The sequence below is a fragment of the Fusibacter sp. genome, from assembly GCF_057447755.1.
The window spans coordinates 1-12389 of the sequence record NZ_JBVBZF010000090.1; the positions used below are offsets into that span (position 1 = coordinate 1).

General features: G+C 40.5%; 10 protein-coding genes and 1 pseudogene. 2 read left to right on the forward strand and 9 right to left on the reverse strand.

The annotated features are described in order from the left end of the window. Both AC220I_RS11550 and AC220I_RS11555 read right to left on the reverse strand, forming a co-directional pair. A pseudogene (locus tag AC220I_RS11550) lies at positions 1-464 on the reverse strand (hypothetical protein); the annotation flags it as partial. A 35-nt stretch (positions 465-499) separates the two neighbouring features. Then, positions 500-3463 (reverse strand): ligand-binding sensor domain-containing protein, encoded by a 2964-nt coding sequence (locus AC220I_RS11555; protein WP_486723987.1) that lies wholly within the window; start codon positions 3461-3463, stop codon positions 500-502. Positions 3464-3623: 160 nt separating this feature from the next. Here AC220I_RS11555 and AC220I_RS11560 point away from each other — a divergent pair, with 160 nt between their 5' ends. Further along, positions 3624-4520 (forward strand): nitroreductase family protein, encoded by an 897-nt coding sequence (locus AC220I_RS11560; RefSeq protein ID WP_486723988.1) that lies wholly within the window; start codon positions 3624-3626, stop codon positions 4518-4520. A gap of 64 nt (positions 4521-4584) precedes the next feature. Here the strand turns inward: AC220I_RS11560 and AC220I_RS11565 are convergent, their stop codons facing one another. Both AC220I_RS11565 and AC220I_RS11570 read right to left on the reverse strand, forming a co-directional pair. Further along, positions 4585-5544 carry a D-2-hydroxyacid dehydrogenase gene (locus tag AC220I_RS11565; protein WP_486723989.1) on the reverse strand — a complete coding sequence of 320 codons (960 nt, stop codon included), beginning with the start codon at positions 5542-5544 and terminating at the stop codon, positions 4585-4587. Beyond that, positions 5541-6680 carry a glycerate kinase family protein gene (locus tag AC220I_RS11570; protein WP_486723990.1) on the reverse strand — a complete coding sequence of 380 codons (1140 nt, stop codon included), beginning with the start codon at positions 6678-6680 and terminating at the stop codon, positions 5541-5543. The genes AC220I_RS11565 and AC220I_RS11570 overlap by 4 nt, the downstream gene beginning before the upstream one ends. A 148-nt stretch (positions 6681-6828) precedes the next feature. Here AC220I_RS11570 and AC220I_RS11575 point away from each other — a divergent pair, with 148 nt between their 5' ends. After that, complete coding sequence (locus AC220I_RS11575; protein ID WP_486723991.1) at positions 6829-7521, forward strand: DUF4386 domain-containing protein; 693 nt, start codon at positions 6829-6831, stop codon at positions 7519-7521. A gap of 172 nt (positions 7522-7693) precedes the next feature. Here AC220I_RS11575 and AC220I_RS11580 read toward each other — a convergent pair whose 3' ends face one another. From AC220I_RS11580 to AC220I_RS11600, 5 genes are all read right to left on the reverse strand, one after another. After that, a complete protein-coding gene (locus AC220I_RS11580) occupies positions 7694-8272 on the reverse strand; it encodes a GNAT family N-acetyltransferase (RefSeq protein ID WP_486723992.1) in 579 nt (192 codons plus the stop codon). A 198-nt stretch (positions 8273-8470) separates the two neighbouring features. Next, positions 8471-9778 (reverse strand): 2-hydroxycarboxylate transporter family protein, encoded by a 1308-nt coding sequence (locus AC220I_RS11585; protein WP_486723993.1) that lies wholly within the window; start codon positions 9776-9778, stop codon positions 8471-8473. A 24-nt stretch (positions 9779-9802) separates the two neighbouring features. Next, positions 9803-10975 carry an NAD(P)-dependent malic enzyme gene (locus AC220I_RS11590; protein ID WP_486723994.1) on the reverse strand — a complete coding sequence of 391 codons (1173 nt, stop codon included), beginning with the start codon at positions 10973-10975 and terminating at the stop codon, positions 9803-9805. Between the two features lie 177 nt (positions 10976-11152). Next, positions 11153-11830, reverse strand: coding sequence for a response regulator (locus AC220I_RS11595; protein ID WP_486723995.1), 678 nt, complete (start codon positions 11828-11830; stop codon positions 11153-11155). Continuing rightward, the coding region (locus AC220I_RS11600; RefSeq protein ID WP_486723996.1) for a sensor histidine kinase at positions 11831-12389 on the reverse strand (559 nt) is incomplete at its 5' end. It lies immediately after the preceding gene.

The following is a 12389-nucleotide window of genomic DNA, read 5'->3' on the forward strand; positions in this document are numbered from 1 at the left end:
CCCTGATAGATACCATCAATAAATTCACTTCGCCACTGAGGAATCATCTCAAGTAAGGGACATGCATGAATCTGGTCCTTTTCAATCACTAGGGACAACGCACCTGCCTCTATATGAGGTTCAAAAGGATAGGTTCTACATTGAACAGGCCTTAAGTCTCTCAGACACCCTTCCTCTTCATGGCAAAAGATATAATACATTTTCTTGATTTTGGGTGGCATATCATAAAGAAGACATGAGTGGACCTCATAATCATCTACTTTACCACTTTGCATGTACTCAAACTCAAGTGGCAAAAGATACATGCCAAGACGTTCACCTGTTTTTTCCTGTCGCCTACAACAGTGATAGCCACACAGTTCACCACAATTCCCATCGATAACAGGTTGGTTCATCAGACCATACGCTTTTTCAAAGACCTCTTTATAGTCCAATACCACGTTTTCATATGTTTTTTTTGACACTCTATCTCCATTTCTATTCATCTTGTGACAGATGACTATCTCTTAGTGACTATTTTATTTTTTCCTGTTCTCTTTGCCTCGTACAAGGCTTCATCTGCCTTTGTGATAAAGGCTTCCATGCTCATATCCTTATCAGGTATTATGGAGTGAACCCCTATGCAAACCGATGGTTTTACTAAAACAATCTGATTTTGGTCATCTACCCTTATTTCTTGAACATTTTCATAAATTTTATTGGCCACGTATAAAGCACCCTCTAGATCTGTTTCGTTGAGAACCACCGCAAACTCATCGCCGCCAAATCGTGCACAGAAATCAGTTGTTCGAGGCACCATCTCCTGAACTTGAGTGGCAAAGGCCTTTAAGAAATAATCTCCAAAAACATGACCATACTCATCATTGATCAACTTAAAATCATCTACATCAATCATTAACAAGGATATAGGGCTACTACTTCTTTTAGCCAATTGAAGATAGTCCATTAAGACCATATTAAAATGTCTTCTGTTATAGATCCCTGTAAGTGCATCTTTAATGGTAAGCGTTTCTAGTTCCGAGACTACTGCTTCAAGCTTATCATTTACGCTGGCAAGCTCTTGATTCTTAATTGAAATCACACGATTTTCTCTTATTTTAATTAAGCTGAATAATACAAAACCAATTATGAACCCATAGAATGCAAACGCGTAACCTGTCGTATACCAAGGTTTCTCAATAGAAAAAGTCACATAAACAGGTTCTGTATAGGCCCCTTGAATCGTTTTAACCCTAACATAAAACTTGTAGTCTCCAGATTTCAAGTTTGAATAGGAAGCATAATTTCGGCTACCACTCTCTACCCAGCTATCATCAACACCCTCTAATTTATAGCTGTATTGAAGCAATGATCGGGTCTCGTAATCGAGTGCGTTAAACTCAAAGCTAATATAATTTTCTTCTGCTTTAAAGTTGAAATTTTGACCATTATAGATTTCGTTTTTTTGACTAATTGGGGTATTGTAGATTGAAACATCTGTGATATAAACCGGAGGATTTTCATCACTGACGATTTGAGTCACTGGTGGAAACTCTGTAATACCGTGTGTACCTCCAAAATATAAGGTACCATCATCATCAACAAAACCATCCCCTGTAAACATGTAGCCACCAATACCGTCTGAAACCGTTAGATTGAGTATGGCATTGGTCATAGGATCTAGTATGGACATACCATTATGCGTAGCAATCCAAATTCGACCATCCAGTGAACCTTCAATGGCAATTACAGTATTGTCAATTAGACCATTGTCTTCAGTGAAACTCACAAACGAATCCGACTCACTAATATACTTTGATAAGCCACCGCCGACCATGCCTATCCAAATGGTACCATCATTGCCTTCAAAAATTGACCTTACAGTGTTACTCGCTATTGCAGAATAGTTACCCTCTTCCTTTAAGTAGGTCTTCATCTGATCGGTCTTTGGATCGTAAACATTTAGACCATTATTAGTACCAATCCAAATTTTGCCCATCTTATCACATAATATGTCATATATCAGATTATCCGAAATCCTGTTATTTTGACTTTCAATAGAAAAATGATTAATAAGCTTCATATTTTCATCAAACTCATAAGTCCCTTGAAGATAGGTTCCCACCCAAAGGTGATTATTACCATCAACACTTAAAGCATAGGTTATTGTATCTCGAGGTAGAATATCAGTTGGTACAAAGCGGTCCTGAGCTTCGTCGTACTTATCGATACCAGTTCCAGAGGCAACGAGTAGGTCACCATTATACTCTAGTAACTCCATAATTTGATCATTGGGAATGGTTCTTTCCACCTCATTTGAGGTATTGTACTTCAAAATCTCTTCCGTCTGGGGGTTAACCAAATTGAGGCCTTTGTTGTAAACTGCAATCCAGAGTCTCTCTCTTGAGTCTTTAAAAATGGTGTTGATTTTTCCTGCATCAAGCGAATTTGGATCCTCAGGGACATTGAAATATTCTAAATAGTTTACTTTCCTTGGATTGGTCTTGTAGACGCCATTGCCATTTGTCCCAATCCACAAGGTCCCTGACTGATCAACTAATAAGGAATAGACCACCGAATGTCCAATATCGCCTTTAACATCTTGACCCGGGAAGTGAAAAATACGATTCATATTTTTACTGAATAAACCACCACCCCAAGTGCCCACCCAAAGTGTATCGTCAGAAGTCTTTTGAATTGTATAAACTCTGTTATCCTCAAATTCATTGTGGTTTTTAATGTTAAAATCAAGATCTACTTCTAAAACGCCACCATCCCAAAGACCGAGGCTTAGCGTACCCACTTCAAATTCTTTTATTACCATAACATATGGTGATGGATAATCCATTTCAACTTTTACAAGTTTGGACTTAACTTCATCCAATATATATAAACCCTCGTAAGTACCAACTAGCAAGCGGCCCCTTGAATCGAGTAAAAGGCTTCTAACAACCTTGCCTTCAACTGGATAATTGATAAACTTACCTGTTTCTTCATCAAGTTTATTAAGACCATCCATGGTGCCAAACCATACGGCACCTTGTTGATCTTTCGCGATTGCAACAACGACATTATTTGAAAGGTTATTATCTTCAACTGTATAATTTGTAAACTGATCTTGCTCTATATCGAGTCTTGAAACACCTTGATAAGTCCCCAACCAAAGTGCGTGCTCATCTTCATCATAGTACATGGTTTGAATTAGATTATGGATAAGTCCTTTGGTCTCATAAGGATTATTTCTATAAGCGATTGAATCTTTTCCATTATACTGAAAAAGGCCACCTTGTGTGCCAAACCATATGAAGCCATTTTTATCTTGTATGATACTTGAAATTGACAGATCCTGCAATCCCTGTTCCCTTCCAATCATCTCAAAAATGGGTTTTTTATCATCTTCAAAAAAAGAATCTCCAAAAAAGATATTGGTTTGGACGGTTATCATCATTATTATCACAATTAAAATCGATAGCTTTTGCTTCATATTTAATGCACCCCTCATAATAGCATAGGTCTATTATACCCTATTTGCAGCCTCTTATTACAACTGATTTCCATTAAATACAAAAAAACCTTTGGGTTTTTAAATTCAACATTCGGGTAAATAAAGAATAAATCAATCATACTCATAAGGAGGTTGCAACATGAAATCATTAAAACTGGCTGAAAAAAGACATTCCGTACGAGAATATAAGCATAAGAACCTCTCTGCTAAAAACGTAGATTACTTAAACCATCTGCTTTTAGATAAGCCACCACTCTCCAAGGGGGCTGACCTTGAATTTTTCTTTATAGAAAACGGATTTGACTTGGCGCCACAATTGGAAACCGTATCAGGATATTCGGGAAAAATGATTATAGCACCCCATTATTTCGCCATTCTCTGCCAACCGGATGATTATAGTTTGAATATGGTCGGATATGTTGGTGAATGGTTCATCTTAAATGCTCTAAAAGAAGATATTGGCAGCTGTTGGTTGGAAGTAAGAGACAGCAACCAACTAAAGCAAATTTTAAATTTGGATACGTCCAAAAAAGCAGTTGCTCTCATAGCCGTGGGCTATGCAAAAAAAGAAATTCAGGGCGGTAAAATGTACGCGGCATCACAAAGCAATAGCCTTTCCTCTTTAACCGACCTAGGCTATCCAAACATCAACTCTGAGCGCGATCAGGAACCTAAAAGCTATCGAAAATCCATCACCGAATTTGTTTATTTAAAGGAATGGGGCAAGGCACCTGAAATTGAAGAGCTCGAAGCAAGAGGTTTACACGAAGCCCTTTTCTATATGCGACTCGCACCATCATATGGCAATAGACAACCCTGGTATTTTTTACTCAGTCATGACCATATTGATTTGGTTATGGAAGTGCCCGATGATGTCTCTCCACTTATCCAAGGCATAGATGCCGGCATAGCGATGTTCTACTTCGAAGTGGGACTACATGACTCAGGTATAAGAGGCGGCTGGCATTTTAAAGACCTTGAAGCCACCTATGATATTCCACATGGCTTTAAGCTCGTTGGACAGTACCGATTCTAAAAATTAAAACCTAGTATCCTTGGCTTATAAGCCACTTGATACTAGGTTTTTTTCTGGTGTCTTTCTATTTATTGACGACGTTTATCGGCTCGCCAGCCACAAATGCCCTTAAATTGTCAATGGCAATATCGAGTAATCGCTTCCTCGCTTCAAAAGGTGCCCAAGCAATATGGGGTGTAATCATTAGATTTGGGGCTTTTAAAAGGATATTATCTTCTGCTATGGGTTCGGTTGAAACCACATCCACTGCCGCTGCCTTAATTTTCCCCTCAATCAAGGCATTTGCGAGATCTCTTTCATTTATGAGGGGCCCACGCGAAGTATTGATGATGATGACCCCCTCTTTCATCATCGAAATGGCACTCCCATCGATCATGTGCTTGGTATTTTCAAAGAGTGGTACATGAAGGGAGATCACATCCGATTGGCGATAGAGGTCTTCTAAGGCAACATACTTGAAAGAATCTGAAACCAGTTCATAATTGGGTCTTGGTGCATAGGCCACAACCTTCATGCCAAATGCCTGTGCGATTTCAGAAACTCTTTTGCCTATTCTGCCAACCCCGATAATGCCCATTGTCTTTCCTGCAAGTTCAATTAAAGGTGATTTCCAGTAGCAAAAATCCTCACTCTTCGCCCAGTCGCCATTATGGACGGATTCAGAATGAAGTTCCACACGATGGCAAAGTGCCAGCAAGAGTGCAAAAACATATTGTGCAACAGCATCCGTCCCGTAGTTGGGAATATTGCATACTGGAATTTTCAAACCCTTTGCAGCTTCAACGTCAACGACATTGTAACCAGTTGCTAAAACCCCTATGAACTTAATGCTTGGACAAGCCATTAAAATTTCTTGTGTCAAAGGGGTCTTATTTGTAAAAACGACATCACAATCTGATATTCTCTCAATGATTTGTGCACTTTCAGTTCGGTCATATACCGTGAGGGTGCCAAACTGCTTTAACCCTTCCCATGACAAGTCTCCGGGATTTAGAGTATACCCATCTAACACGACTATCTTCATTTTATCTTCCTTTCTAAAATCATGCCGATCTTTAAAATTCTACAAAGCGTATCAATGGCTTCAGTCAACCTCTCGACTTCATCATTTTCGCCCATATCTTTCCCCGTTATGGTCGAAACAATGGCATCGATCCCATGCTTGTAGACCGCTTTGGCATTGTCACCTTCTGTGCCAACCACTGCAATAACCTTTACATTTTTCCCTAGACATCTTTTGGCAATACCAATTGGCGCTTTGCCATACAGGGATTGTGCATCCAATTTGCCCTCACCGGTAACGACCAAGTCCGCCTCCTCAATAAGATGATCAAAGCCAACCACGTCCAATATCGCATCTATCCCTGGCTTAAGTTGTGCCTTTAGGACTGTCACAAGTGCAGCACCTAGTCCTCCTGCTGCACCTGCACCTTCAATCTGATTGACATCATCACCTATTAAGTGATCCAGTAGGGTCTTGTAATGCACCATACCTAATTCCAAGCTTTCAATCATCTTGGCATCTGCCCCTTTTTGCGGCCCATAAACATGAGATGCACCTTTAGGCCCCGTCAGTGGGTTCGTCACGTCACACATGACTTTTATTGGCATATCCAAAAGGGTCTTTGGTATACCTGAAACATCTATTTTAATAATATCCTTTAATATACAACCACCTTGTCTGTCCATAAGGCCATTTTGATCATAGAATTTTGCCCCCAGTGCCATGAGCATTCCCGTACCACCATCGTTGGTCGCACTGCCACCTATGCCAATGATGATTTCACTTATGGGGTGTTTCATAACTTCCATCAATATTTCACCAACCCCATATGTGGAGGTTAACTCAGGGTTATACTCTTCTTTTTTAAGTTTTGTAATGCCAGAAGCCTCTGCCATCTCAACAACACCCAGATGGCCGCAAATGCCATATTTTGCGCTTGTCTTACGGCCAAGAGGATCACATACCTCGCAAGAATAAAGGGTGCCATGTAGTGCATGTACCAATGCATCTACGGTTCCCTCGCCGCCATCTGCAATGGGGACTTCAGTAAATCGGACATCTTCAAAGTGTTTTGAAAAGCCATCTTTTAAGTGCTGAATCACTTCCAATGATGTGAACGTTCCCTTAAATGAATCCGGGACCAATACTATATTCATTTTGACCTCCATGCTCACTGGTTTTCTAAAAGTAATTATTCAAGCTCACAAATAGGTTATCTTTCAAATTGACTTAAGTCAATGCATATTTTGGGTATAAGCATTATACTGGTCCTACAAACTATTTCTTTACGATTAGGAGGTCTATATGAAACCACTTTATAATAGCACGCGTTTACCAGCCATCGTCTCAGGGGTCGCGCTCATCATCATGACACTTGCTGCATTTTTTAGCTATGGCTATGCACACAGCCAGTTATTTGTCTTAAATGATGCCCTGTTGACCTTTTCTAAACTCGAGAATGCACAAGGTCTCTTTGTTTCGGAAATTATTGGATGGCTTATTATTATCCTCACAGACATCATCGTTGCCATAGGCTTCTATTTGTTTTTAAAACCTACAGATGCAAGACTATCTGGTCTTGCAGCCTTCTTCAGGCTGGCATATGTGGGTTTTCTCACATCAGGCCTTGTAAGTCTAATTTCTGCCTCTTTCTCATTGAAAATGCCACCTGGGGCGACTGCCCTTGATACAGCTAACCAAGTATACGCCAACCTTCAATATTTTGAAAATATATGGTCACTTGGGCTTATTGTCTTTGGGCTTCACTTAGTCCTCATTGGTTGGCTTGCTTTAAAGTCGATTTCTGTGCCTAAGGTCATCGGTATTCTCCTTATAATTGCAGGGTTTAGCTATAGCTTGATCCACGTGCTTCACGGCTTTATACCACAGGTGGATCTCTTCACCAATAAACTGGAAGCAATATTGACATTGCCGATGATGATTGGTGAACTCAGCTTTGGCGGCTGGTTACTGATTAAGGGTGGTAAAACCCAATAAAAAACCCGCCCCCAATAAATTAGCTTTTCTAGTGGGGCCCTGACCTTGATAGAATAAAATCTTACCCTTATGGTAAGTCCCAATGGGAATATTCTCAATCATATTGTTGAGGTCCATTTCGCTAAGTGATGAGTACTTTTTCATATAATCGATTAAAATCTGTTTCATCATGTCAACCCTTATCTTTTCCCATCGTAAATGGGGCTAAGATACTCATGTTAAATTTAGCATAAATCAAACTGTCATAATAGTCACCATCGATGAAATAGTGGTCTTTTAATCGCCCCTCAAGGACAAACTTGTTTTTTTCTAGAACCTTTGCAGAACCCATATTGACATGGACAACTCTTGCATAAAGCTTTCTACACATTAAAGTCTCAAAGGCAAAATCAGATATCAGCTTCACAGTCTCTGTACCATAACCCTTACCCCAAGCGGAATCATTGAGAACATAGCCGATTTCAGCGTGATTTGCCTCCTTATCAAAATCAAAGAGCATTGCTGTTCCGATAACCTTCCCCGTTTCAATTTCAAGGATATTGGCATACATATGTGTTCCTTCACCAAGACGCTTGACGAGTTTCTCGACAAACGTCCTTGTTTCATGGATATCCTTCATCAGCTGCCAACCGATGAATTTGGATACCTTCTCATTTGATGCAAATTCGTGAACTGCCTCTAAATCCTCCAATGTGAATGCTTTAAACGCAATGCGTTCTCCTCTTTGTGCCTCTAACACAGCCATTGACATTGTCATTCCCCCATAAAATTTATTTAGTCTCACTAAATTATATCGTTTCTAAAAATATTTTTAAAGTCTTTCATGGACATGGCCTATTTGCAAGGATGCCACACTTCATTATGAGACACTTGTCATATGTATGCGTTTTATTTTGGCATAAAAAAATCTCCAACACTTGAGCTGGAGATCTTTCACTATCTTTTTAAACTATAAAAACATCCTTAACACTGCTGTTGCCAATATCAACATAAAGGCCCCACCAATTCTTGAAGAAATCTGAGCAAATGGCATGAGTTCCATTCTGTCACATGCAGAGAGAACAGCAACATCTCCAGTGCCTCCCATATTGGCCATACATAGTCCACCAGTGATTGCCGCTTCTATTGGATAGAAACCTGTCAACTTTCCAACAAGGCCCGCTCCAATGACCGAACCAACCACTGTAAAGAATACCAGAATAATATAAGTGACTGATAAGGCGTCAATGACTGCGCCTAAATCTGTATAAGCAACCCCTATACCCACCAATAAGGCTGGCGTGAAGTTGGTCATAACGAATTTGAACCACTGAGCTGCACACTCTTCATATTGTTTGGGTATAAGCCCTAATGACTTAACCACTGCCACTGAAATAATCATCAGTGCATAGGAGTGAATTGGTATAAATTTAGCCAATATGCCACCAAGAATGAAGAATGTAGTTGCTAATAAAAGGCCAGTGCCCATTGATTTTAAATTTAATTCAGACGCCTTAACTTCTTCCTTAATTTCACTTTGATTTACCATAAGCTTGCCGTTGCCACTTAAGGTCGTCATCTTTTTACCGAATCTATTGAGTAGACCTGCTACGACAATCGCCATTGCGTTTCCAAGAGCAAGTGCTGGTACCATTTTAGAGAGTACAAGGGCAGGGTCCACAGCTAGTGCATCCCCAAAGATCTGAGATAAAGGTACAGCGCCTGCACCCATACCGCCACCCATGATTGGGAGTGCAACATATAATATAGCCTCTTTAACACCATAGCCCATAAGACCGCCAACGATTCCAGCCAATCCCAAAGCTGCCACAACACCACCTAGAATAACTGGGAAATAGCGAACCGCTGCTCTGAGGAGGAGCTTCTTATCCATCCCCAATATACTACCCGTAATTAATGCTGCAATGTAGAAGCTTAAAAATCCCTCACCCTTGATAAAATTCACCATAATATCATTAGATGCTGATGGAATGATGCCATAAGTCACCAATGCTGCAGATCCGAAAATAACCACAATCGGACCGCCACCTAGATAATCCTTGACAATCGGAGTCTTGTTCCCGATTTCATTTAAAATTGCACCGATAATCATCATGATTGGGAAAGCACCAATCATTCCCTTTGGCAAAACGCCCATATAAGCTGCACCCAATACCACAGCAGAAATTGCACCAAAGAGCACCACTGGAATACCCATAATTTTGTAGCCTTCTTGGCCTGTAAACTGACCCTTTAAAACGACTTCGCCTGTACTCATCTTAATCCCCCTAAATTTAGTTTATTAAATTCTAGCCACACCTGTATCACGTGCAGCTTTAGCGACTGCCTTTGCCACGCCTTCCGCAACTCTTGGATCAAGCGGATTTGGGATGACATATTCACTGGTCAATGCTTCTGGTTCAACGATGTTTGCTATGGCCATTGCTGCTGCAATTTTCATTTCTTCATTGATATCACTTGCCCTAACATCAAGTGCCCCTCTGAAGATACCTGGAAATGCAAGCACATTGTTGACTTGGTTTGCAAAGTCAGATCTTCCTGAGCCAACCACCGCAGCCCCACCTGCTTTTGCCAGGTCAGGCATAATCTCAGGAATTGGATTCGCCATAGCGAAAACGATTGAGCCCGAATTCATTGCAGAAATCATTTCCTTTGTCACGACATTTGGCGCTGAAACCCCAATAAATACATCCGCACCCTTTAAGGCATCTGCGAGATTGCCTTTTTGATTGTCTTTATTTGTCATTTGTGCAAGGCTCTCCTTGAGGGCATCATTGGTTGGATCTTGTCTGTGGAGGATACCTTCTTTGCCGCAAACGAGAATGTCCCCTGCCCCCATGTTGATGATCATCTTAGTGATTGCAGAGCCAGCAGCACCAGGGCCATTAACAACGACCTTTACGTCTTTCCACGCTTTGCCAACCACTTTAAGTGCATTGATAAGACCCGCAACCACAACAATTGCCGTCCCGTGTTGGTCATCGTGGAAAACTGGAATATCAAGTTCTTCTTTTAATCTTCTCTCGATTTCGATACATCTTGGCGCCGAAATATCCTCAAGATTAATACCGCCAAAGGTTGGTGCAATATTTTTGACTAATGCCACGATTTCATCAACTTCTTTTGTATCAATACACATTGGAAATGCATCGACATCTGCAAAGTTTTTAAAGAGAACTGCCTTACCCTCCATTACTGGAAGCGCTGCCTCCGGTCCAATATCACCGAGACCTAAAACCGCTGTACCATCTGAAACTATTGCGACCAAGTTGCCCTTGGAAGTGTATTTATAAACATCTTCCTTCACATCTGCAATTTTTCTGCAAGGTTCTGCAACCCCAGGTGTATAGGCAATACTTAAATCATGCTTATCCCTGAGTTCAACTTTTGATACCACAGAAATTTTACCTTGCTTCGCTTCGTGTAGTTCAAGTGCCAATTTTGAATAATCCATCCCAAACCTCTCATCCTTTAGATTTGTTTCTTATATTTGTAGTCTACAAGATATCTTGGCCCCCGTCTGTTTATGTAAATATCGCAAGTGTTTTTTAAATAAAAAAAACTCTGACAATAAAATGTCAAAGTTTGAGGGGCTTTCCTTATTAGTACTGAAATGATTACTTATATGGTCCTATTTCTTGTTGGCTTTATACTTAAAAGAAGGACGGCCCCTTGTGCCATAGTTCATCTGTATTTCAACCTCTTCCAGCTTTGCCAAGTAATCGAGATATCTTCTAATCGTCACCTTTGAAACATCCATGCCCTCTGCGATGGTTTCAATGTCCACAAACTGATGGGCCCGTTCTTGGACTGCTTTACGTACGCGGTCAAGTGTTTTGGTATGAAGCCCTTTTGGAAGTTCAGCATCTTGAATTTGATCATCTCTCAAGAGCATCCTATCGATTAGATTCTGCTCTATTACCTCACTTGAATCCAGCATTTCAACCCTAGTCTTGTAATGGAGGAGGGCTTTCTTTAGGCGTTCAAACTCAAAGGGTTTTACCAGATAGTCAAATACACCGAATTTCAAGGCTCGCTCAACCTGACCGACGTCCTTTGAGGCTGTCACAAGTATTAAATCTGAATTAATGGATGCCTTTCGCATTTCTTCAATCAAGGACAAGCCATCCATCTTGGGCATGTAGATGTCTAGAATTGTAAGGTCTACCGCTTCTTTTTTCAGTATTTCAAGTGCTTTCATGCCATCACCAGCAATGCCGACTACACGAAAGCCTTCTGTGTTTTCTATAAATTTCTTATGAATTTCTGCCAACATTGGATCGTCTTCTACCACAAGCACTTTTATCATCTAGAGCTCCTCCTTGGGAATCGTCACTGTGAATGTACTGCCCTCAGTTAAAGTTGATTCCACTTCAATATTGCCACCAAGTCTTTTGACTGTTCCGTTTACGATATCGAGGCCAATGCCATTGCTGCCAGCCTTCGTTGTGAAGCCACGATTGAATATTTTCTTGAGCGCGTCGCCGTGAATACCCACACCATTATCGCTCACCTGAATAGTCACTTCCGGACCGATGTCATTCAAATAAACTTCTATGTTGCCATTGCCACTATCCTTACGCTTTATGGCGTCTATGGCGTTTTCAATGAGATTGCCCAAAATGATAATCAAAGCCTGGTAACTCATGCCATAATCAAGTGCCTTTAACGTGCTGTCTTCCGATAAATTCAAATCTATATTTTCTTCCTTTGCGCGATTTAGCTTGCCAATGAGCAAAGCACCCAGCATGGGATTGTCGATTTTTTCAAAAACCATTTCTTTAATAGACTCCTGGGAATGCTTTAAATCTAAAATATAGGATTTCGTAAGGCTGTCATCGCCGATTTCAATAAGGCCAATAATGACA